Source organism: Lentzea sp. NPDC004782 (genome assembly GCF_040609115.1).
In the GTDB taxonomy this organism is placed as follows: domain Bacteria; phylum Actinomycetota; class Actinomycetes; order Mycobacteriales; family Pseudonocardiaceae; genus Lentzea.
This window is the reverse complement of record NZ_JBEXJN010000082.1, coordinates 1-20894: the sequence shown is the minus strand read 5'-3', so window position 1 is coordinate 20894 and position 20894 is coordinate 1. Positions and strand designations below refer to the sequence as shown.

General features: G+C 70.6%; 21 protein-coding genes. 12 read left to right on the top strand and 9 right to left on the bottom strand.

All coding sequences use genetic code 11. The features are described from left to right. Nucleotides 1-63 precede the first annotated feature (63 nt). Genes ABZV40_RS41970 through ABZV40_RS41955 form a run of 4 tightly spaced genes read right to left on the bottom strand, consistent with a single transcriptional unit; the run spans nucleotide 64 to nucleotide 3696 of the window. Nucleotides 64-1056, bottom strand: coding sequence for an acyltransferase (locus ABZV40_RS41970; RefSeq protein WP_355455084.1), 993 nt, complete (start codon nucleotides 1054-1056; stop codon nucleotides 64-66). After that, nucleotides 1053-1988, bottom strand: a complete 936-nt coding sequence (locus ABZV40_RS41965; RefSeq protein WP_355455082.1) for a D-alanine--D-alanine ligase family protein — start codon at nucleotides 1986-1988, stop codon at nucleotides 1053-1055. The genes ABZV40_RS41970 and ABZV40_RS41965 overlap by 4 nt, the downstream gene beginning before the upstream one ends. Continuing rightward, on the bottom strand, nucleotides 1985-3094 hold the full coding sequence (gene alr, locus ABZV40_RS41960; RefSeq protein ID WP_355455080.1) for an alanine racemase: 1110 nt from the start codon (nucleotides 3092-3094) through the stop codon (nucleotides 1985-1987). Before alr ends, ABZV40_RS41965 begins: the two co-directional genes overlap by 4 nt. Next, complete coding sequence (locus ABZV40_RS41955; protein ID WP_355455078.1) at nucleotides 3079-3696, bottom strand: M15 family metallopeptidase; 618 nt, start codon at nucleotides 3694-3696, stop codon at nucleotides 3079-3081. Before ABZV40_RS41955 ends, alr begins: the two co-directional genes overlap by 16 nt. 145 nt (nucleotides 3697-3841) lie before the next feature. Here ABZV40_RS41955 and ABZV40_RS41950 point away from each other — a divergent pair, with 145 nt between their 5' ends. From ABZV40_RS41950 to ABZV40_RS41935, 4 genes are all read left to right on the top strand, one after another. Further along, nucleotides 3842-4636, top strand: coding sequence for an MBL fold metallo-hydrolase (locus ABZV40_RS41950; protein WP_355455076.1), 795 nt, complete (start codon nucleotides 3842-3844; stop codon nucleotides 4634-4636). 21 nt (nucleotides 4637-4657) lie between these two features. Further along, nucleotides 4658-5509: an NAD(+)/NADH kinase gene (locus ABZV40_RS41945; protein WP_355455074.1), complete on the top strand. Its 852-nt coding sequence runs from the start codon at nucleotides 4658-4660 to the stop codon at nucleotides 5507-5509. Next, a complete protein-coding gene (locus tag ABZV40_RS41940) occupies nucleotides 5506-5979 on the top strand; it encodes a GNAT family N-acetyltransferase (protein ID WP_355455072.1) in 474 nt (157 codons plus the stop codon). Before ABZV40_RS41945 ends, ABZV40_RS41940 begins: the two co-directional genes overlap by 4 nt. A gap of 76 nt (nucleotides 5980-6055) precedes the next feature. Continuing rightward, nucleotides 6056-6985 (top strand): alpha/beta hydrolase, encoded by a 930-nt coding sequence (locus ABZV40_RS41935; protein ID WP_355455070.1) that lies wholly within the window; start codon nucleotides 6056-6058, stop codon nucleotides 6983-6985. Here ABZV40_RS41935 and ABZV40_RS41930 read toward each other — a convergent pair. Then, nucleotides 6966-8339 carry an MFS transporter gene (locus tag ABZV40_RS41930; protein WP_355455068.1) on the bottom strand — a complete coding sequence of 458 codons (1374 nt, stop codon included), beginning with the start codon at nucleotides 8337-8339 and terminating at the stop codon, nucleotides 6966-6968. The genes ABZV40_RS41935 and ABZV40_RS41930 overlap by 20 nt on opposite strands. 89 nt (nucleotides 8340-8428) lie before the next feature. Between ABZV40_RS41930 and ABZV40_RS41925 the strand changes: the two genes are divergently transcribed. Genes ABZV40_RS41925 through ABZV40_RS41910 form a run of 4 tightly spaced genes read left to right on the top strand, consistent with a single transcriptional unit; the run spans nucleotide 8429 to nucleotide 11656 of the window. Next, a complete protein-coding gene (locus ABZV40_RS41925; protein WP_355455066.1) occupies nucleotides 8429-9631 on the top strand; it encodes a cytochrome P450 in 1203 nt (400 codons plus the stop codon). Between the two features lie 4 nt (nucleotides 9632-9635). Beyond that, the gene (locus tag ABZV40_RS41920) at nucleotides 9636-10286 is read left to right on the top strand and encodes a TetR family transcriptional regulator (RefSeq protein WP_355455064.1); all 651 of its coding nucleotides are present in this window, start codon (nucleotides 9636-9638) and stop codon (nucleotides 10284-10286) included. A gap of 15 nt (nucleotides 10287-10301) precedes the next feature. Beyond that, nucleotides 10302-10496, top strand: a complete 195-nt coding sequence (locus ABZV40_RS41915; RefSeq protein ID WP_355455062.1) for a ferredoxin — start codon at nucleotides 10302-10304, stop codon at nucleotides 10494-10496. Continuing rightward, nucleotides 10493-11656, top strand: a complete 1164-nt coding sequence (locus tag ABZV40_RS41910; protein WP_355455060.1) for an FAD-dependent oxidoreductase — start codon at nucleotides 10493-10495, stop codon at nucleotides 11654-11656. Before ABZV40_RS41915 ends, ABZV40_RS41910 begins: the two co-directional genes overlap by 4 nt. On the opposite strand, the gene ABZV40_RS41905 is transcribed toward ABZV40_RS41910, so the two are convergent. Next, nucleotides 11604-12590 carry a helix-turn-helix domain-containing protein gene (locus tag ABZV40_RS41905; RefSeq protein ID WP_355455058.1) on the bottom strand — a complete coding sequence of 329 codons (987 nt, stop codon included), beginning with the start codon at nucleotides 12588-12590 and terminating at the stop codon, nucleotides 11604-11606. The two genes, ABZV40_RS41910 and ABZV40_RS41905, sit on opposite strands and share 53 nt — an antisense overlap. Nucleotides 12591-12708: 118 nt before the next feature. Between ABZV40_RS41905 and ABZV40_RS41900 the strand changes: the two genes are divergently transcribed. Continuing rightward, on the top strand, nucleotides 12709-13671 hold the full coding sequence (locus tag ABZV40_RS41900; protein WP_355455057.1) for an alpha/beta hydrolase: 963 nt from the start codon (nucleotides 12709-12711) through the stop codon (nucleotides 13669-13671). Nucleotides 13672-13828: 157 nt separating this feature from the next. Here ABZV40_RS41900 and ABZV40_RS41895 read toward each other — a convergent pair whose 3' ends face one another. From ABZV40_RS41895 to ABZV40_RS41885, 3 genes are read right to left on the bottom strand one after another with little or no spacing between them, the layout of a single operon-like run. Beyond that, a complete protein-coding gene (locus ABZV40_RS41895) occupies nucleotides 13829-14155 on the bottom strand; it encodes a hypothetical protein (protein WP_355455055.1) in 327 nt (108 codons plus the stop codon). 5 nt (nucleotides 14156-14160) lie between these two features. Next, nucleotides 14161-14700, bottom strand: a complete 540-nt coding sequence (locus ABZV40_RS41890; protein ID WP_355455053.1) for a DUF6232 family protein — start codon at nucleotides 14698-14700, stop codon at nucleotides 14161-14163. 11 nt (nucleotides 14701-14711) lie between these two features. Further along, the gene (locus tag ABZV40_RS41885) at nucleotides 14712-15239 is read right to left on the bottom strand and encodes an RICIN domain-containing protein (RefSeq protein ID WP_355455051.1); all 528 of its coding nucleotides are present in this window, start codon (nucleotides 15237-15239) and stop codon (nucleotides 14712-14714) included. A 76-nt stretch (nucleotides 15240-15315) separates the two neighbouring features. Between ABZV40_RS41885 and ABZV40_RS41880 the strand changes: the two genes are divergently transcribed. From ABZV40_RS41880 to ABZV40_RS41870, 3 genes are all read left to right on the top strand, one after another. Beyond that, nucleotides 15316-16128, top strand: a complete 813-nt coding sequence (locus ABZV40_RS41880) for a hypothetical protein (RefSeq protein ID WP_355455049.1) — start codon at nucleotides 15316-15318, stop codon at nucleotides 16126-16128. Between the two features lie 916 nt (nucleotides 16129-17044). Continuing rightward, nucleotides 17045-19687, top strand: coding sequence for a glycoside hydrolase family 9 protein (locus tag ABZV40_RS41875; protein ID WP_355455048.1), 2643 nt, complete (start codon nucleotides 17045-17047; stop codon nucleotides 19685-19687). A gap of 102 nt (nucleotides 19688-19789) precedes the next feature. Further along, complete coding sequence (locus tag ABZV40_RS41870) at nucleotides 19790-20821, top strand: LacI family DNA-binding transcriptional regulator (protein WP_355455046.1); 1032 nt, start codon at nucleotides 19790-19792, stop codon at nucleotides 20819-20821. The last annotated feature ends 73 nt before the right edge of the window (nucleotides 20822-20894 follow it).

The window sequence follows — 20894 nt, the reverse complement described above, 5'->3', positions numbered from 1 at the left end:
CTAGTCGCGCGCCATCGTGGATGAAGGGCGCCTTCATCCACCTGGGGTCGATGAAGGAGCCCTTCATCGACCCCTGGCCGGCTCTGGTGAACGGCTGCCTCGCCGCATGACCGGCTCCTCGACGTAACGCCAGCTGAGCGCCGCCGCCACGACCGTCAGGACCGCTGCGACCGGTCCGGCGGCGGCACCCAGTTCCGGGCGCAGCCACAACGTCAGCGGGTAGTTCCACAGGTAGGCGCCGTACGAGAGCACGCCCAGCGCCACCAGCGGGCGGATCGGTGTCGCCACGGTCTCCCACTTCGACCAGACCAGCAGCAACACGGCCGTGCAGCCCGCGATCGCCGGGCCCGCGACCAGGTACGTCAGCACGTTGCCGCGCAACGGGATCACTGACAGGACAGCCAGTCCGACCAGCGCGACGGGGACCGCCCACCGCGGTGCGCCGGTCAGCTTGAGCCTCGTCGCCGCGCCGATCACGAAGCACACGAACCACGACGTCGGCAGCGCGTAGGCGTTGTCGGCGTTGGGCCACAACCAGATCAGCGTCGCGGTGCAGGCCGCGAGCGCCGCCAGCGCCGTGACGACCAGGACCGCGCCCGTGCGGTTGCGCACCCAGGCGAACGCCAGCAGGGCGGGCCACAGCAGGTAGAACTGCTCCTCGGTGGCGAGCGTCCAGCTGTGGAACGCCGCCGGGCTGACCCCGCCGATCGGCAGGTTGCCGGTGAACGTCACCAGCACCACGGCGGTCCTGAGCAGCTTGTCGCGTTCGCCCAGCGGGTCGAACACGAGCGTGACGGCCGCGAAGATCACCATCAGGGCCAGCAGCGCGGGCAGCAACCGGCGGGCCCGGCGCAGGTAGAACCGCTTGAAGTCGACGCGCCCCTTGCTCTGCAGCTCCCGGCTGAGCACACCCGTGATCAGGTAGCCGCTCAACGTGAAGAAGACGACGACGCCGACCACACCGGCGCCGGGGAACACGTCGGGGAACGCGTGCCGCAGCATCACCAGCAGAATCGCGATGCCGCGCAACACGTCCAGACCTGCGATGCGCCTCACCGCATCGCTCCGCGGACGAGCTTGTCGAGCAGGTCCGGATAGGACAGTCCGGCGGCCGCGAACATCTTGGGCACCTGCGACTGCGCAGTCATGCCCGGCATGGTGTTGACCTCGTTGAGCACCAGGCCGTCGCCGGTCAGGAAGAAGTCGACCCGTGCCAGGCCACGGCAGCCGAGCGCCTCGTAGACCCGCAGCGCCGCGTCCTCCAGCGCCTTGAGCTCGATGTCGGTCAGCGGTGCCGGGATCAGGAACGTGGCGCTGCCGTCGTACTTCACCGCGGTGTCGAACAGACCGCGGACCTGGATCTCCAGCGGTGGCCCGGTCCGGCGGCCCTCGTCCGGGTCGTCGAGCACGGCGATGTCGATCTCCCGGCCGTGCAGGACCTCCTCGACGAGCACCCGGTCGTCCAGCTCCAGCGCCTGGCGGACCGCGGGTTCGAGGTCAGCCTCGTGCTCGACGAGCCGCACCCCGAAGCTCGACCCCGCCGCGACCGGCTTCACCACGACGGGACCGGTGAAGTCCGCAGTGGACGGATCGGTGACGAGCTTCCCCTTCGCGGTGCGGACACCGACCGCCTCCGCGACCAGCTTGGTGGCCCACTTGTCCATCGCGAGCGCACCCGCCCGCAACGGCGAGCCCACGTACGGCACACCGGCCAGTTCGCAGAGGCCCGCCAGCGTGCCGTCCTCACCCAACGGCCCGTGGACCAGTGGCAAGACGACGTCACAGGTCCCCAGCACGTCGAGCGCGGCGGCGAGGCTGCCCGGCGTCCGGGTGTCGCCGTACCACCTGCCGTCCCTGCCGATGGTGAGCGGGACGGCCTCGTACTCGGCGGGGTCGAGCGCGGACCGCACCGATGCCGCCGAGGCGAGCGACACGTCGTGCTCGCAGTTCTGCCCGCCGCCGACGACGGCGACGCGGATCCTCCTCATCGCACGAACCTCCGCACCCGCGCGCCGATGCCCGTCACGATCTCGTGCGGGATCGTGCCCGCCCACCTGGCCCAGTCCGCCACCGTCGGCTCACCCTCGTCACCGGCTCCGAACACCACAGCCTCATCCCCCGGCACCACCGCGTCGTCCCCGACGTCCACCACGACCTGGTCCATCGAGATCACCCCGACGACCGGCCGCCGCCGTCCCGCCAACCACACCTCCGCGCGCCCGGAAGCCGTGCGGGGCAAGCCATCCGCGTATCCGACCGGCAGCAGCGCCAACGTCGTCGCGCGCTCGGTCACGTGCACATGGCCGTAACCGACGCCAGTCCCCTCCGGCACCCGTCGCACCTGCACCACCGGCGCCGTGAACCGCAACGCGGAGCGCAGCCGGGTGGTCCCGGACGGGTCGATGCCCACCAGACCGGCACCGATCCGGACCACGTCGAGGTGAGTGCCGGGATCGGTCAACGCCGCGCTCGTGGCGGCCAGATGCCGCACCGACGGCCGCAACCCGGCCTGCCGCGCCATCGCCACCCCGCGCATCAGGGCACGCCGGCCGGCCGCGTTGGCGCCGGGCGTGTCCGCGCACGGCAGGTGCCCCATCACGCCGACGACCGAGATCCTCCCGGCCAGCTCGGCCCGCCGGGCCGCGGACATCAACGCGAGCCACGAGTCCGGCGAGGCGCCGTCGCGGGCCATCCCGGTGTCGAGCTGCAGGTGCACCCGCACCGGCCCGGCCTGCTCGATCGCCGCGAGGTGGGACGGGCTCGGCACGCTCAGGTCGATCCCGTGCCGCACCGCCGTCCTGACGTCGGCGTCCACCGGGTTCAGCCAGCTGAGCACCGGAACGTCCACACCGGACTCGCGCACCGCCACCGCCTCGGCGAGCGACGTGACGCCGACCCACGTGGCACCGGCGGCGACCGCGGTCCGTGCGACGTCGCGCAGCCCGTGCCCGAACCCGTCCGCCTTCACCACGGCCATGACCTCGCCGCGCGCCAGCTCCACGAACCGCCGGGTGTTGGCCGCCACCGCGTCGAGGTCCACCGACAGCGACGGCTCGGCCGCGGCCTGGCGGATGCTCGTCACGAGTGCGCCCACGCAGGCACCTCCGCTGGTCCGTAGAGGGCGAAGTCGGCGCCGGTCAGCAGGGCCCAGTAGCGGTCGCCGTAGGACCAGTGCCACCACTCGGTCGGGTAGTTGACCAGCCCCGCCCCGCTCACCGCGTCGGCGAGCACGGTCCGGTTGCGCCGGGCCTCCGCGTCCACCTCGGCGTTGAAGAAGCACGCGCCGTCGCTCTGCTCGGGCGTGGCGTCGACCGCGGTGCCCATCCACAGCTCGTCGCCCCGGTCGTCGACCAGCGTGAGGTCCACCGCGGCGCCCGCGACGTGCGGTGCGACGGCCAGCGGCGCGACGAACCGGCTCGACAACCGGTCCAGCTCGACCTCGTCCGCGTGCGGGTGCAGCTCCCGCAGCTCACCGGTGTACCGCTCGATGATCGCGCTCTGGTCGGCGATGCTGCGGTGCCCCTCGATCACCTTGAGGTCCACACCGGACGGCAGCGCGTTGCGCGCCTCGACGAGCCGCAGCGCGAGCCCCTGCCTGACGAGCACGTCAGGCGCGAAGACTAGTGGCACCAACGGATCACCGTTGTCGAGCACGCGCACGGCGCGCACGACCGGATCTGCCAGCAGGATGGTCATGTGGCCAACCTAGGAAAGCACGCCCCCACCGAACTCCTCCTCAAGGTCACCCCGCACCGCCGAACGGCCGGTTCGGAGACGTCCACATCGGCCGATCGGCTGAGGTCTTGACTTGAACCGTGCTTCAAGTCGCACTCTCGACGGCATGAAGATCCATCACCTGAACTGCGGTTCCGTCCGCGAAATCGATCCGACCTGCGGAGGTCTGCCGAGCGCACACGCCGTCAATCACTGCCTCCTGCTGGAAACCGACGCCGGGCTCGTGCTGGTCGAAACCGGACTCGGACTCGACGACGTCCACCGTCCAAATGAGACGCTCGGCGCGGAATGGGTGCAGATGGCCCAGCCGACGTTGAACGAGGAGGAAACCGCCATCCGTCAGCTGGAACGCCGCGGTTTCGACCCGGCGGACGTCCGGCACGTGCTGCTCACCCACCTCGACGTCGACCACTGCGGTGGCCTGCCGGACTTCCCGCGGGCCTCGGTCCACGTGCTGGACGCCGAACTGCGCGCGGCACTGGCACAGGCCCCCAGCCGCCGCTACCGTCCCGCGCACTGGGCGCACGGTCCACAGTGGCGCACCTACGAGTCCACTGACGACACGTGGTTCGGACTCCCCGCGATCCAGCCCACCGGTCTGCCAGAAACGATCAAGCTGGTCCCGTTGAGCGGCCACACCGCCGGCCACACCGGCATCGCGGTGCACGACGGCACGCGGTGGCTCCTGCACTGCGGCGACGCCTACTACTACCACCGCGAACTGCTCGCCGACCCCGAGCCGCATCCCGTTCTCGACATCGTGCAGACCTCCTCCGAGGTCGACCACGACCGGAGGATCAGCACCCAGTCCCAGCTCCGCGCCCTCGCCCGCGACCACTCCGACGAGGTGACGCTCTTCAGCGCACACGACCCGTGGGAATTCGGCAGACTGGCGGGGTGACCCCACTGAGGAACCGCTGACGTGCACGCCGCCGGCCTGGTGCTGCACCCGCAACGAGACTCCGCAGCCGCCGTCGAGGCCGTGCTCGGCTGGGCGACCAGCCGCGGTGTCGAGATCCTCGGCATCGCCGACGAGATCCAGCGACTCCGCTGCGAGGCCACCCCGGTCTCCGCGCAGGAACTGGCCCGCCGCGCCGACCTGGTCGTGAGCCTCGGCGGTGACGGCACGATGCTGCGCGCCATGCGCATGGCCGACGGCGAGCACGCCCCGGTCCTGGGCGTCAACCTGGGCAAACTCGGTTTCCTGGCCGAGGTCGACGTCCCGGACCTGCCCGCCGCCCTCTCCGCGATCGACGCCCGCGACTTCACCGTCGAACCCCGTCTGGCCGTGGACGCGGTCTTCAACGGCAGCAAGGTCACGGCGTTCAACGACATCGCCGTGGTACGCGTACCGGGCGACGGCAGCGCACGGGTGGCCGTGCGCGTGGCCGGCCAACCGTTCGTCAGCTACGCCGCGGACGCCGTCATCGTCGCCACCCCGACCGGCTCCACGGCCTACAGCTTCTCCGCGGGAGGTCCGATCACCAGCCCGTCCGTCGAGGCCCTGCTGGTCACCCCGGCCGCACCGCACTCCGCCTACAGCCGCGGCGTCGTGCTGTCGGTGCACGACGAGGTGGACCTCGACCTGCTGCCGTCCAGCGGCCGCCTCGCCGTGGAGGTGGACGGCATCGTCGCGGGTTACCTGGAACCGGGCTCGCGCATCTCGTTGCGGGGACGGCCCGGCGCGGCGCGGGTGGTGCGGCTCGGGATGACGACGTTCTACCAGCGGGCGCGGCGCAAGCTGCACCTGACGGACTCGGCGGAGCTCTCGTGAGGCTGCGCGAGTGGACCGTCGAGGACGCGGCCTGGTACGCGGAAACCACGCGAGACCCCGAAGTCCAGCGCTACACCACCGACCCGCCCACGATCACCGCCGACCAGGTCGCGCGGGCGATCGAAGGGTTGCGGGACAACCCGGCCACGTCGTCGTTCTGCATCGAGGACGCCGGTGAGCGCTGCGGCAACGTCGCGGTGGAAGTCGAGGACGGCGTCGGCCACGTGTCCTATCTGGTCGCGGCGCACGCACGTGGGCGAGGACTGGCCACCAGGGCGCTCACCGAGTTCGTGGCGTGGATCTTCGCCCACCACGACGTCGGCGAGCTGCGGTTGTGGACGCACCGCGACAACACCGGCTCGCGGAAGGTGGCCGAACGCGCGGGGTTCGTCCGCGATCCGGCGCGCGACCAGGACCGTGAGGTCAAGGGTGAGGTCTGGCCGACCGTGGCGTATCAACTGACTCCCTGACGCCGGTCCCGCCACCTAGGCTCTACGCGCGCTCGGCGAGCGCCGGGCTGAATGGGGGCACCGAAAGATGTCAGAGTTGAACAGACGCGGCGTGTTCGCGCTGAGCGCGGCGCTGGCGGCCACGGCAGGCACCGGGATCGCGGCCGCCGACAGCGAGCACGAGGCGGAGCTGCCGGGCTTCCGGCACAACTACGCGCGGGTCAACGGGGTGCGCCTGCACTACGTGACGGGTGGGCGCGGTGAGCCGCTGGTGTTGTTGCCGGGCTGGCCGCAGACGTGGTGGGAGTTCCACCGGATCATGCCCGCGCTGGCCACGCGGTTCCGGGTGATCGCGGTCGACCTGCGCGGGATGGGCGGGTCGGAGAAGCCGCAGGGCGGGTTCGACAAGAAGACGATGGCGACGGACATCCACGAGCTCGTCAAAAAGCTCGGGTACGCCAACGTCAACGTCGCCGGGCACGACATCGGCAGCCAGGTCGCGTTCAGCTTCGCGGCCAACTTCCCGGACGCCACGCGCAAGGTGGCGCTGATGGACGTGCTGCACCCCGACGAGGGCTACTACCACATCCCGCTGTTGCCGCCGCCCGGTCAGTTCAGCCTGTGGTGGTTCGCGTTCAACCAGGTGCAGACGTTGCCGGAACAGTTGCTCGCCGGGCGGTTCCGGTTCCTGCTCGACTGGCTGTTCGCCAACACCGCGCTCAACCCGGACGCGCTCGACGAGCGGTCCAGGTCGATCTACGCGCGGGCGTACGACACGCCGGAGGCGATCCGGGCGGGCAACGGCTGGTACAAGGCGTTCCACCAGGACATCGCCGACGGCAAGACGTACGCGAAGCTGACGCCGCCGGTGCTGGGGCTTGCGTCCGTGTTGTCGCACGACCAGATGGCCGCGGCGCTGCCCAACGTCGCGACCACCTTCAAGACCGTGGCGATCAACGCCGGGCACTGGCTCGCGGAGGAGAAGCCCGACGACGTCGCCCGTGAGCTCACGGAGTTCTTCGGCTGACCTGCGGGATGAACGCCGCGACCGCCACCGCCAGCAGTGCGGTCGCGGCGCCCAGGCCCATGATCAGGCGGAAGCTGAACGGGATCGTCACCTGCGTCAGCACGACACCCGCCACCGCGCTGGAGATCGACGTGCCGATCGCGCGCATCAGGGTGTTGAGGCTGTTGGCGGCGGCGGTTTCGGACGTCGGCACGGCTCCCATGATCAGCGCGGGCATCGCGCCGTAGGCCAGGCCGATGCCGGCGCCGATCGCGGCCGACACGACGACCAGCTGCCACACCGCGGACATCAGGAAAACGCCTGCGCCGTAACCGAAAGCGACGACGAGCGCGCCCAGCATCAGCGTGGCCCGAGGTCCCCGTGCGGTGGTGACCCGTGCGGACACCGGTGCCATCGCCATCATCACCAGACCGGACGGCACCAGCACGAGGCCCGTGACGAGCAACGACTGCCCGAGGCCGTGGCCGGTGGCCTTGGGCAGCTGCAGGATCTGCGGCAGCACCAGAGACTGCGCGAACATGGCGAACGCGAACACCGCCGAGGCGACGTTGGTCAGCAGCACCTGACGTCGTGCCGTGGTGCGCAGGTCCACCAGCGGCTGCGTGATCCGCAGCTCCCACCAGCCCCACAGCAGGAGCGTCACCGCCGCCGCCGTGAACAGGCCCGTGGTGGTACCGGCGCTCCACGAGGAGGCCTTGGAGACGCCGAGCAGCAGGCAGATCAGCGCGACCGAAAGGCAAAGCGCGCCAACGAGGTCGAACCGGCCACCGCTGCGCACCGCCGACTCCGGCACGAAGATCAGCACCGCGGCCAGCACGAGCACGCCGGCCGCCGCCGCGGTCCAGAACAGCACGTGCCAGTCGCTCTGCTCGGCCAGGAACGCGGCCGCGGGCAGGCCCAGCGCTCCCCCGACGCCCAGCGAGGCGCTCATCAGCGCGGTCGCCGACGCCAGCCGTTCGGCGGGCAGTTCGTCGCGCATGACGCTGATGCCGAGCGGGATCACGCCGACCGCGAGTCCCTGCACGGCGCGGCCGGCGATCATGGGCAGCAGCGAGTGGCTGAGCGCGGCGATCACCGAGCCCAGGACCAGCATGACCAGGCTGACCAGCAGCATTCGGCGCTTGCCGTACATGTCGCCGAGGCGGCCGACGACCGGTGTCGCGACCGCGCTGGCGAGCAGCGTGGAGGTGACCACCCACGCGGTGTCGCCCGGCGACGAGCCCAGGAGCTGCGGAAACCGCGGCAGGAGCGGGATCACCAGCGTCTGCGTCAGCGACACGACGATGCCGCCCAGGGCCAGCACGGCCACGACGACGTTCGGCCGGGTCACCGGCCGCGTTTCTGCGAGGAGCACATCGCCAGTCTAAGTCAGTCGCTTGACTTAAATCGAGTCCGTGGGCATGTTGGGAAAGAGACGCCTCCCACCCTCGAAGGAAGTCCGCAATGTCCGAAGTAGACGAACTGCCGCGTTTCCCGTTCGCCGTCGACGCGGCGCTGGAACCGCCGGCCGAGTGGGCCGAGCTGCGGTCGAAGTGCCCCGTGGCGCACGTGCGGCTGGCCAGCGGCGACGAGGCCGCGCTGCTCACCCGGCACGCGGACGTCAAGCAGGTCCTGTCCGACCCGCGGTTCACCAGGCCCACCCCGCAGGACGGCGCCGCGCGCATCGCGGACAGCGAGGAAGGCGGCATCTTCAACAGCGACATGGCGAACGTCATCCCGCAGCACGGCGAGGCGCACCTGACGTGGCGGCGCAGCATCGGCAAGTGGTTCACCGCCAAGCGCATGAACGCGTTGCGACCGGGCATCGCGGCGATGACCGAGCAGCTCATCGACGAGATGGTCACCAAGGGCGCGCCCGCGGACCTCAAGGCGAGCCTCGGTTTTCCGCTGCCGGTGTGGGTCATCTGCGACATGCTCGGCGTGCCGGACCACGACCGCGACCGGTTCTCGCACTGGTCGGACACGATGCTGAGCATGACCCGGTTCAGCTCGGCCGAGATGAAGGCGGCCGAGCAGGAGTTCGGGCGGTACATGGCCGCGCACATCGCGGCCAAGCGCGCGGAACCGGGCGACGACCTGCTCAGCGCGTTGATCGCGGACCCGGAGCCGATGTCCGACGTGACGCTGATCGCCACCGGCATCGGGCTGCTGATCGCGGGTCACGAGACCACCGCGAACATGATCACGAAGATGGTCGCGATGCTGCTGTCCGACCGCGCCCGCTGGGAGTCGCTGCTCGCCGACCCGTCGCTGGTGCGCACCGCCGTCGAGGAGTCGCTGCGGATGGACGCCAACGCGGGCGTCGGCATGGCCCGGTACCTCACCGAGGACGTCGAGATCGACGGCGTGGTCCTGCCGTCCGGCACCACCGCGATGTGCAGCATGGCCGCGGCGAACCGGGACGAGGACGCGTTCGAGCGGGCGTCCGAGATGGACCTGAGCCGCAGCCCCAACCAGCACCTGGCGTTCGGTGCCGGTGCGCACGCCTGCCTGGGCCAGCCGCTCGCCCGCACCGAGCTGCAGGTGGTGCTGGAGGTGCTGCTGCGCAGGCTGCCGTCGCTCGACCTGGCCGTTCCGGTGCAAGATCTACGACGGGTCGAGGGGCTCGTCGTCGGCGGGCTCGTGGAACTACCGGTGCGATGGTGATCTGATGAACAAGGTCGACGACAACACGCCCAGGGCGGAGCGGACCCGCGAGCTGATCCTGGCCGCGGCGGAACGGCTCTTCGCCGAGGACGGCGTGTTCGCCGTGTCGAACCGCCAGGTCAGCGAGGCTGCCGGGCAGGGCAACAACACGGCCGTCGGCTACCACTTCGGCACCAAGGCCGACCTCGTGCGCGCGATCGCCCGCAAGCACCTCGCGCAGATCGAGGAGGTCCGGCAGCAGCTCGTGGCCGAGATCAACGGCAGCACCGACGTCCGCGACTGGATCGCGTGCCTGGTCCGGCCGGTCACCGAGCACCTGGCGGTGGTGGGCAGCCCCACCTGGTTCGCCCGGTTCGGCGCCCAGGTCATGACCGACCCCGCACTGCGGCCGATCATGGTCGAGGAGACCCAGTCGTCGCCGTCCCTGGTGCGGATCGTCGAAGGCCTCGCCAACTGCCTGCCGGACCTCCCCGACGACGTGCGGGCCGAGCGCAACGACATGACGCGGCAGCTGCTCGTGCACATGATCGCCGAGCGCGAGCGCGCCCTCGCCGAGAACACCCCGACCCCGCGTGCCACCTGGCGCGACACCGCGAGCGGCCTCATCGACGCCCTCGTCGGCCTCTGGCTCGCGCCGGTCACCAACGACTCGTGAGAAGGACTTGAGAACGTGAAGATCACCGTGGACCAGGACAAGTGCTGCGGAGCCGGAACCTGCGTGCTGCTCGCGCCCGACGTGTTCGACCAGCGCGACGAGGACGGCATCGTGGTGCTGCTCGACGCCGAACCCCCGGCCGAGCTCCACGCGCTCGTGCAGGAGGCCGCGAGCGTCTGCCCCGCCTCCGCCATCGCGGTGAGCTCGTGAGCACTCTGATCGTCGGCGCCTCGGCCGCCGGTCTCGCCACGGCCGAGGCGTTGCGCCGCAGGGGGTACACCGGCCCGATCACCGTGCTCGGCGCCGAGCCGCACCTGCCCTACGACCGGCCACCACTGTCCAAACAGGTCCTGTCCGGCGCCTGGGAGCCCGCACGGGCGCAGCTGCGGTCGGCGGAAGCTCTCGCTGCCCTGGACGTTTCGTTCGTGCTCGGCGATCCGGCCGTGCACCTCGATGTTCCCGAACGTGCCGTGCACACGGCGTCCGGACGGGTGCTCAAGGCCGAGAACATCGTGCTGGCGACCGGGTTGCGACCACGAACGCTGCCGGGACAGCCGACGCTCCGCACGCTCGACGACGCCCAGGCGCTGCGGGCGTCGTTGCTGGGATGTTCACGTGCGGTCGTGGTCGGCGACGGCGTGCTCGGCGCCGAGATCGCGGCCACCGCACGCCAGATGGGCGTGCGGGTGACCCTGGCCGGGCCGCAGTCCGCGCCGATGGCACTGCAGCTGGGACCGCTCGTCGCCGGTCTGCTGGGCGACCTGCACACCTCGCACGGCGTCGAGCTGCGGCTCGGTGCGGCGGTGACCGGCGTCGACTCGGACGGCGTGCTGCTGGAGAGCGGTGAGGTGCTGCCCGCCGACCTCGTCGTGGTGGCGTTCGGCTCGGCGCCGGCGACGGACTGGTTGCAGGACAGCGGGCTCGTGCTCGGCAACGGCATCGTGTGCGACTCCCGCTGCCGTGCCGCCGAGGGCATCTACGCGGTCGGTGACGTCGCCCGCTGGCACCACGAGACGCTCGGCAGGCTGATCCGCCTGGAGAACCGGACGAACGCCACCGAGCAGGCCATCGCGGTCGCCGCCAACATCCTCGGCGCCGACCGGCCCTACACGCCGGTCCCGTACTTCTGGACCGACCAGTTCGACGCGAAGATCCACGTGCACGGCTTCGTCAGCCCCGAAGCGTCCCCAGAAGTGTCTGTTGTGGAAGGAAGCGTGGCCGAAGGTCGTTTCGTGGTGCGGTATCACCGCGACGGCGAACTGACCGGCGTGCTGGGCTGGAACATGCCCAAGCAGGCGCGGCAGCACCGGCAGCACATCACGCCGAGTTGTCGCGCAACCGTCGAAGCATCAGCGCCAGCTGGAGCCTGAACCGCCCGGCGGCCGAGTCGATCTCGAACCCGAGCGTCGACTCGGCCCTGGCGAGCCTGGCCGGCATCGTGCTGTGGTGGCGGTGCAACAACGCTGCGGCCTTGCGCACCGATCCGGTGGCGCACAACGCGTCGAGTGTGGCAATCATGTCCGGCTCGGCGGCCAGCCGGTCGAGCGCACGAACATCGTCCAGCTGCGCGATGTCCGCGTGCTCGATCCGAGCGAGCAGCCCGAGACCGCCCAGCCGTTCCCACCACACCACCGGCTCACTGTCCGATGTGTACAGAAGTGCGGTGCGCGCGGACTGCCACGAGCGCGCCGCCTCGATCGCGGGCAGCAACGGCCCGACGCCGAGCCGCCCGTCCGTCTCCGGAACGTCCTCGCTCAGCACCGCCCGCACGTTGCCCAGCAGCACCGACCGTCCTGGCACCTCCCCCGTCGCGGCCAGCACCCGCATCGGCGCCGTGGCACCGATGCCGAGCAGGTGCAGCGCACGGGACCGTTCCGCCGTGCCGACGCTCTCGGACAGCACCAGTTCGACGAGCGCCGGATCGCCCAGCTCGGGCAGCGGAACGCTGGAGTGGTCGAGCAGCACTGCGGCGGCGATCGCGAACCGTTCCAGCAGCATGTCGTCCAACGGCGCGGGCTCGCCCTCGCGCGCCACCCACACCTCCACGCCGCCTTCGAGCGACCGCACCGCGGCCCGTGTCGGCACCGGACCGGTCACGACGACACCGCCGGGTTCGGCGCGCAGGCACAGTCCCTGGCCGGGGGCGTGCAGGCCGACCGGGCAGCCGGCCAGCTCGGCGGTGGTGCGCACGAGGGTGTCCAGACCGGCGCGCTCGGTGATCAGCCGGTCGAAGAACCCGATCACGCGGACGGCGTTCTCGGCGTCGGCGTCGAGGCCGGACAGGCGCAGCAACAGGCCCTTCATGACGTCACGATAGTCCCAGCACGAGGGGTCTCAGCCCGCCACCTGGCGAGCCCGGCCCGCGAATCGCCCGCCACGTGTCGGATGCCTCAGGCACCACGCAGACCCGAGGATCGTTCCCATGAGCTACGCCATCGACGCCGAGCTGCTGCCCTGGGTCGACATGATGCCCCAGGTGACCCTGACCGACTACGACTCCCTGCTGGCCGCACGGGCCGGCCAGTCCGAGCTGCGGGAGGTGCTGGCGACCTACGAGCCGGTGAACCCCGTCGACATCCGGGACACCGCGGTGCCCGGTCCCTCCGACGCGCCGGACGTGCCGGTGCGGATCTACACCCCGGCGAACCGTCAGGGCGTGGTGCCGGGACTGCTGTACATCCACGGCGGCGGGTTCGTCCTCGGCGACCTGGACATGTTCCAGGCGCACGTGCTGAGGCTGGTCGACGAGCTGGGTGTGGTCATCGTGTCGGTGGACTACCGGCTCGCGCCCGAGCACCCGTTCCCCGCCCCGGTCGAGGACTGCTACGCGGCGTTGCAGTGGTTCGCGGCCAAGGCCGGCGAGCTGGGCGTCGACCCGGAGCGCATCGGCGTGGCCGGGGAGAGTGCCGGTGGCGGGCTCGCGGCCGGGGTCGCGCTGCTCGCCCGCGACCGCGGCGGTCCCGCGCTGTGCTTCCAGTTCCTCGGCATTCCGGAGCTGGACGACCGGCTGGACACGCCGTCGATGCGCGAGTACGTCGACACGCCGCTGTGGAACCGGCCCAACGCGATCTACAGCTGGACGGCCTACCTGGGCACCGAGCCGGGCGGCGACGACGTGTCGCCGTACGCCGCACCGGCTCGGGCCACCGACCTCACCGGGCTGCCGCCCGCGTTCGTGACGACCTGCCAGTTCGACCCCCTGCGGGACGAGGGGATCGAGTACGCGCGCCGCCTCGCGCACGCGGGTGTGCACGCCGAGCTGCGCCACTACCCCGGCACGTTCCACGGGTCGTCGTTCGTGACGAGCGCGGCGATCACGCGCCGGATGTTCGCCGACGAGCTCGAGGGGATGCGCCGGGGACTGCGGATCAGCACCGACGGGTGACCTGAGAGGACACCACGAGCGGGGCGAGCTGGATCCAGTCGACGTTCGGCGCCCAGGCCGACGGGTTGCCGAACGTCAACGCCCCGCCGGACGTCGTCAGGTCGAGCGGCGTCGTCTCCGGCCCACGGTCCGGATGCCGTTCGCCGCGTCAAACCGGTCAGAGTGCGCCGACCAGCGCCACGATCATGGCGGCCACCCCGCCCTGCACGACGGACAGGACCGCGTCCTTGGCGCCCGCGCCGATCGCCTTCGCGAGCGCCCTGAAGCGGCTCGGCTGCTTCTGCACGGCGTTCACGACGGCGGCGGGGTCGCGCACGGTGCCGTCGGCGGTGACGGCACCGGCTCGGGTCAGCTCGGCGATGAGCGACCGCAGCTCGGCCACGGCCGCGTCGAGGTCGGCGGGACCGACGGTCTTGTTGCCCACGGTGAGGTCGCCGCCGATGTCGCCGATGGAGCCGGAGTTGTGGAAGACGTTGCCGGACATGGGCTTCACCCCCTGTCACCGACGGTCAGATCGCCGCCGACGTTGCCGATGCGGCCGAAGTTGAGGAAGCGGTTGCCTTCCTTGTTGCCCATCACGAGGTCGCCGTGGAGCTGCACCACGTACTCGCGCTCCGGCGGGTTCTCGATGGCGCCCACGATCACGCTCTCGATGCGCCGGATCTCTCCCAGGTCCGTGCCGGAGAGCGCAGTGTACTGGGTGCCCGCGGTCTCCAGCATCAGGGCGTACCGGCGACGGCGGAAGACCAGGCGGTGGAGGAAGACGCAGAACATGAACGCCACGCGGACCGCGATCAGGGCGGTCAGCACAACGCCTGCCTGGCCGAAGCGCAGGTTCTGCGCCGCCGCCGCGATGCCCATCGCCAGCGCGCAGAGCACGACGATCTCGCCGATCGGGTACCAGGTGGTCCAGCGGCCGCGCCAGACGAGCCGGAGCGTCTGGACGCGGGAGATGTTCGCGAGCGGGTAGGTCTGGTGACCCACCCGCACCACGCGTTTGCTGATGCGGATCTCTCCGACCTGCGACATGGCACCCTCCGTCAGAAGTGCGGAACGATCCACCGCTGGTTCGCCCGGGTCTCCGAACCGACGCGGTCCCACAGCTGGACCGGCGTGCCGTTCGCGCCGTTGTACTGGGCCGCCGCGTCGAGGACCTTGAACGAGTGCTGCTCCACCAACCAGACGGCGCCGGGGGTGTTGGTGGACTGGGCGTGCCAGATCTGGTTCTTGTTGCTCAGGCCGAAGCAGTCCCAGAGCTGCAGCCTGGTGCCGGAGACGGTGCTCCAGTCCTTGGCCTCCAGGCAGCGGCCGCTCGCGACGTTGATCAGCTGGAAGTCCCAGTCCGTGAGCCAGTGCACGCGCCACATCTGGTTGTACTGGGTGGGCGGGTAGCAGTCCCAGAGCTGGATCGGCGTGCCGTTCGCGCCGTTGTACCGGGCCGCCGCGTCGAGGCAGCGGCCGCCGGCGACGCTGGTGATGTAGACGGGGTCCTCGGCGGCGCGGGCGGCTGTACCGGAGACGAGGACGAGGACGAGTGCCGCGGTTGCGGCCAGGGTTTTCCGAAGCACGCCACCCAGCGTCGAAAGTGTTCCTTTGCTGGTCAACGGCCTGAGAACTGGTGAGAAGACATGAGAAGCTCAGTCCATGACGAGTGCCCTGCCCGGTGATCCCCAGTCGTGGCGGGAGCTTCGTTCCGCGCTGCGCAACCTCATGGCGAGAACCGAGACGACGGCGCTCGCGGTGGAACGCAGGTCGCGCGGGCAGGACAGCATCTCCGACGCCACGGTCGGGCGGAAGCTCGCCGACTCCGACGCTCCGCTCGACGCGCGGTCGTTGCGCATCATCGTCAGCGCGTGCGCCCGGGGCGCTCGGGAGAAGGGTCTGCCGACCGGCGACGCGGACCTGGAGGCGTGGCTCGCCGCGCGCACCCGGCTCGTCGAAGGCCCGCCGCCCGAGCCGCCACCGGTGAAGCGGCCGCGGCGACTCCACTGGATCGGCGCGGCGCTCGCGGTGGTGCTGCTGGCCGGGGCCGACGTGCCGACCGTCGAGCCGGTGGCGACCCGGACCACACCGTGCCGCAACGGGCCGGACCGGCCGGCCGTGGAGGGCCTGTCGATCAGCACGCCGAAGACGAACGCCGTGATCAACGGCGACGAGATCCCCGTGGCGGGCACGATCGACCTTCACCCGGACGAGAAGCCCTGGCTGTTGCTGTACGCCGTGGGCCAGTGCAGGTTCTACATCGTGTCGACCGTGCGGGTCGACGGCACGACGTGGCACAGCACGCTCTATGTCGATCCGGCGCAACACGGTCCGTACGGCGCCTACGTGGTGGTGGTCGACGCGACGACCGACCAGCGTCTGTACGAGCTGCAGACCGCGGGCGGGTCACCGTTCGTCGACACGCTGCCCGCCGGTTCTCGCGAAGCCCACGTGACCGTGCGCTGCTGCACCTGAGCAGGTAGCCGGAAGTCGTGTTCGCAACTCGCCGTCTGGCGAGGTGGATGAAGGGCGCCTTCATCGACACCAGGTGCAGGAAGGCGCCCTTCATCCACATGACTGCCCGGCAGGCGGGTTGCGGACAAGACCTCTGGCAAGCCGCTTGGACGGGCGCGTTCATCGAGCACCCGGCACGCCGCGTTCGGGCGCCGGCGACGAACAGAACGTCTGAGCGACCCCTAGACGGGCACCCCTTCCTTGGCGCGTTCAGGAAGGGGTGCTCGTCGGGACCGGCACGGTGGCGAGCCGCCGTCGGGGACGTCGGGGTGGCCTCCACGGCGCCGCACCGCGTCGGTTGATCCGCGTCCCACTCCCGACCCGGGCCGGATACCTGGGAACGCTCCCAGGTGGTCCAGGACTTTAACCACGCGAACAGCGCGGCGGGAAGTGTTGTCGAATTGTGGTCGAAACAGGAACGAACTTCATGTTGCACTTTTCGTAGCCGAAAAATGCCGCCGTTGCGAGCGCATTCCGGTCAACCACACCACCGGAACGGCAGTACGAGAACACGTGCGGTGAACGAATTCACCGAGCCCGCTCGACCATTCCGGTGAGCTACCGGAAACGCACCACCACAACTCTGGCATGACAACCAGGTAAAAGTTGCGCCGAATGGCCGAGCGAAGTTCGATGCCAAATGGTACGAACCTGCGCCGACCTGCTCTTTCTTGCCGCAGAAAGCATTGACAGGACCATTCGGCAGAACGCGACCAGGGGCGTTCGGCCCAGGACGGCAGCCCACCCGCAGGCATTCCCCGGCTGTTCGATGAACGCCCCTGTCGGATTGGTTTCATGACCGTTACAGTCGCCACTCTGGGAGCGCTCCCAGGAAAATGGTTCGACTCTGTCATCGGAGGCTCACATGCACCGTCGCATGGCGAGAGCTGTGACAGCCGTCCTCCTCGCGGTGCTCGCGGGATCGGCCGGCCCGCTGGTGTCACGATCAGTCGCCGCGCCCGCGTTCAACTACGGGGAGGCGCTGCAGAAGGCGGTCTGGTTCTACGACGCGCAGCGGTCGGGCAAGCTGCCGCCGGACAACCGGGTGAGCTGGCGCGGGGACTCGGCGCTGCGGGACGGCTCCGACGCCGGGCTCGACCTGTCGGGTGGCTTCTACGACGCCGGCGACCACGTGAAGTTCGGGCTGCCGTTCGCGTTCAGCATGTCGATGCTCGCCTGGGGCGCCGTCGAGAACCGGGACGCCTACTCCAGTTCCGGCCAGCTCAAGCCCCTGATGGCGAACCTGCGGCAGGGCACGGACTGGATCATCAAGGCGCACCCGTCACCGAACGTCGTCTACGGCCAGGTCGGCGCGGGCAACCCGGACCACGCCTGGTGGGGCTCGGCGGAGGTCATGCCGATGGCCCGGCCTTCGTACAAAGTGGACGCTTCCTGCCCCGGCTCGGACCTCGCGGGCGAGTACGCGGCGGCGATGGCGTCGGCCTCGATGGTCTTCAAGGACACCGATCCCGCCTACGCGGCAACCCTGCTCACGCACGCCAAGCAGCTCTACAGCTTCGCGGACACCTACCGCGGCAAGTACAGCGCGTGCATCACCGACGCCGCCAACTTCTACAACTCCTGGAGCGGCTACCAGGACGAGCTGGTGTGGGGCGCGATCTGGCTGCACCGCGCCACCGGTGACGCGAGCTACCTGACCAAGGCGAAGACGGAGTACCAGAAGCTCAGCACCGAACCGCAGAGCACCGAACGGTCCTACAAGTGGACCATCGCGTGGGACGACAAGTCCTACGGCGCCTACGTGCTGATGGCCGAGCTGACCGGCGAGCAGACCTACATCGACGATGCCAACCGGTGGCTGGACTTCTGGACCACCGGCTACAACGGCAACCGGGTGCGCTACTCCCCCGGTGGCCAGGCGGTGCTCGACAGCTGGGGTTCGCTGCGGTACGCGGCCAACACCGCGTTCGCCGCGCTGACGTACTCGGACTGGCTGTCCACACGCGACAGTGCGCGCGCGAGGACCTACCACGACTTCGGCGTGCGGCAGATCAACTACGCGCTCGGCGACAACCCGCGCAGCTCCAGCTACGTCGTCGGCTTCGGCGCCAACCCGCCGCGCAACCCGCACCACCGCACCGCGCACGGCTCGTGGGCCGACAGCATCCAGGAGCCCGTGACCAGCAGGCACGTCCTGTACGGCGCGTTGGTCGGCGGGCCGACCACCAACAACGACGCCTACGCCGACAGCCGCAGCGACTACACGATGAACGAGGTCGCGCTCGACTACAACGCGGGCTTCACCAGCGCCCTCGCCCGGCTGTACCGGGAGTTCGGCGGCACCCCGCTCGCGAACTTCCCGACGGCCGAGACGCCCGACGGTCCCGAGCTGACCGTGCAGGCGTCGGTGACGCAGAGCGCCGCCCAGTTCACCGAGATCAAGGCGTTCGTGCTGAACAAGAGCGCCTGGCCGGCGCGGACGTTCAACGGCAGCCTGCGCTACTACTTCACGCTCGACGGCACCACCACGCCGAGCCAGCTCACCGTCACCACGAACTACAACCAGTGCGGCGCGGCGAGCCCTCCAACGCAGTACCGGGGCGCGGTCTACTACGTCGAGGTGCCCTGCACGGGCATCGCCCCGGCCGGGCAGTCCGCGTACCGCAAGGAAGTCCAGCTCCGCATCACGAGCAGCGGCACGTGGGATCCGACCAACGACTGGTCCTACACCGGACTGGGCAGTGGCAACACGGTCCTGCAGACCGACCGGATCGTGCTGCGCCAGGACGGCAAGGTCCTCTGGGGCAGCGAACCCGGCGGCGCGGTCGACGACACCGAGCCGCCGACCGTCCCCAGTGGACTGACCGCGACCGGCACCGGCAGCAGCAGCGTCACGCTGAGCTGGACCGCCTCGACCGACAACGTCGGCGTCACCGGCTACGACGTCCTCGACGGCGGCACCGTCGCCGGATCGGCGACCACGACCGGCCTCCAGCTGACCGGCCTGACCCCCGACACGGCGTACTCGTTCTCGGTGCGCGCCAGAGACGCGGCCGGCAACGTGTCCGCCGCCGGCGCACCCGTCGCCGTGCGCACCCTTCCCGGCACGAGAAGCACGCTGACCGTCCAGCACCGGGGCACCGGCGCGGCGGCGTCGAGCCAGATCGGTGCCACCCTCCAGCTCACCAACCGCGGCACCACCTCCGTGAGCCTCACCACGACGACGATGAGGTACTGGTTCACCGGCGACCCGGCGTCGGCGACCTACCAGGTGTGGTGCGACTGGGCGCAGCTCGGCTGCGCGACCGTCCAGGCAAGGGTGGTCAAGCTCGCCACACCGCGCCCCGGCGCCGACGCGTACCTGGAGGTGGCCTTCACCTCTGGCGGCCTGGCCGCGGGCGCGAGCACGGGCGAGATCCAGCTGCGGGTCGCGAAGTCCGACTGGTCGGCGTTCAACCAGGCCGACGACCACAGCTACCGGGTCAGCAGCGCGCTGACCGACTTCGACCGGGTGACGGCCTACACCGGCGGCGTGCTCGCGTGGGGTGCCGAACCCTGACCGAACCTCGGTGCGGGACGTTCTGCGCGCCCAGGCGTCCCGCACCGATCCCAGACACGCCCGGTTCGTCCACATTCGAACTGACGGCCGCTGACTCCTACGATGAGCGGCATGACGGAGATTGACCGGCAACGCCGGCCCGGCCCGCGCATCGAAGAGGTCGCGCGACTGGCGGGCGTGTCCAAGTCGACGGTCTCCAGAGTGATCAACGACGAGCAGTACGTGAGCGCCAGGGCGCGCGACGCCGTGCACGCGGCGATCACCCGCCTCAAGTACAGCCCGAACCAGGCGGCCCGGTCGCTCGCGGGCAGCCGGGCGAACGCCATCGCGCTGATCGTGTCCGAACAGGGCAGCCGCGTGCTCGGCGACCCGTTCTTCGCCGGGGTGCTGCGCGGCGTGCACGCGGAGCTGGCCGGGCGGCACGTCCAGCTGCTGCTGATGCTCAGCCGGCCGGAGGACCACGACGACCTCGTCACGTACCTGGCGGGCGGGCACGTCGACGGCGCTCTGCTGGTCAGCCTCCACGGCGACGACCCGCTGCCGAACCGCCTGCACGAGCTCGGCATACCGGTCGTGGTCGGTGGCCGCCCGCTCGGCACCGCCTCCGTCCCGTTCGTCGACTCGGACAACTTCACCGGCGGCCTGGACGCGGCACGGCACCTGGTCTCGCTCGGCCGCAACCGGATCGCGACCGTGGCAGGTCCGCGCGACATGGCAGCCGGACAGGACCGGCTGAGCGGCTGGCGGCGCGGTCTCGGCGAAGCCAAGCTGGCCGTGGACCTCGTCGCGGAGGCCGACTTCACGCCGGAGAGCGGTGCCCGCGCGATGGCCGAGCTGCTCGACCGCGATCCTGACATCGATGGCGTCTTCGTCGCCGCCGACATCATCGCGCTCGGGGCGCTGCAGGTGCTGCGCGCCCGCGGCAGGCGCGTTCCGGAGGACGTGGCGGTCATCGGGTTCGACGACTCGCTGCTCGCCTCGACCGCGACGCCGCCGCTCACCACGGTCCGGCAGGACGTCGAACAGCTCGGCCGCACCATGACGTGGCGACTGCTGGGCGAGCTCGCCGGCGAGGACAGCCTGCCGCCCTCGCTGCTGCTCCCGACTTCCCTGGTACGCCGCGCCAGCGCCTGACGGCTTCCGCACGCTCGCCCCGCACGTTCTCGATGAAGGGCGCCTTCATCCACGTCAGGTGGATGAAGGCGCC

What these genes read in the sequence shown, in the direction of transcription:
- ABZV40_RS41965 (WP_355455082.1), bottom strand. Translation starts at nt 1,988, where the DNA reads ATGAGGAGGATCCGCGTCGCCGTCGTCGGCGGCGGGCAGAACTGCGAG.
- ABZV40_RS41955 (WP_355455078.1), bottom strand. Translation starts at nt 3,696, where the DNA reads ATGACCATCCTGCTGGCAGATCCGGTCGTGCGCGCCGTGCGCGTGCTC.
- ABZV40_RS41950 (WP_355455076.1), top strand. Translation starts at nt 3,842, where the DNA reads ATGAAGATCCATCACCTGAACTGCGGTTCCGTCCGCGAAATCGATCCG.
- ABZV40_RS41925 (WP_355455066.1), top strand. Translation starts at nt 8,429, where the DNA reads ATGTCCGAAGTAGACGAACTGCCGCGTTTCCCGTTCGCCGTCGACGCG.
- ABZV40_RS41920 (WP_355455064.1), top strand. Translation starts at nt 9,636, where the DNA reads ATGAACAAGGTCGACGACAACACGCCCAGGGCGGAGCGGACCCGCGAG.
- ABZV40_RS41905 (WP_355455058.1), bottom strand. Translation starts at nt 12,590, where the DNA reads ATGAAGGGCCTGTTGCTGCGCCTGTCCGGCCTCGACGCCGACGCCGAG.
- ABZV40_RS41900 (WP_355455057.1), top strand. Translation starts at nt 12,709, where the DNA reads ATGAGCTACGCCATCGACGCCGAGCTGCTGCCCTGGGTCGACATGATG.
- ABZV40_RS41895 (WP_355455055.1), bottom strand. Translation starts at nt 14,155, where the DNA reads ATGTCCGGCAACGTCTTCCACAACTCCGGCTCCATCGGCGACATCGGC.
- ABZV40_RS41890 (WP_355455053.1), bottom strand. Translation starts at nt 14,700, where the DNA reads ATGTCGCAGGTCGGAGAGATCCGCATCAGCAAACGCGTGGTGCGGGTG.
- ABZV40_RS41880 (WP_355455049.1), top strand. Translation starts at nt 15,316, where the DNA reads ATGACGAGTGCCCTGCCCGGTGATCCCCAGTCGTGGCGGGAGCTTCGT.
- ABZV40_RS41875 (WP_355455048.1), top strand. Translation starts at nt 17,045, where the DNA reads ATGGCGAGAGCTGTGACAGCCGTCCTCCTCGCGGTGCTCGCGGGATCG.
- ABZV40_RS41870 (WP_355455046.1), top strand. Translation starts at nt 19,790, where the DNA reads ATGAGCGGCATGACGGAGATTGACCGGCAACGCCGGCCCGGCCCGCGC.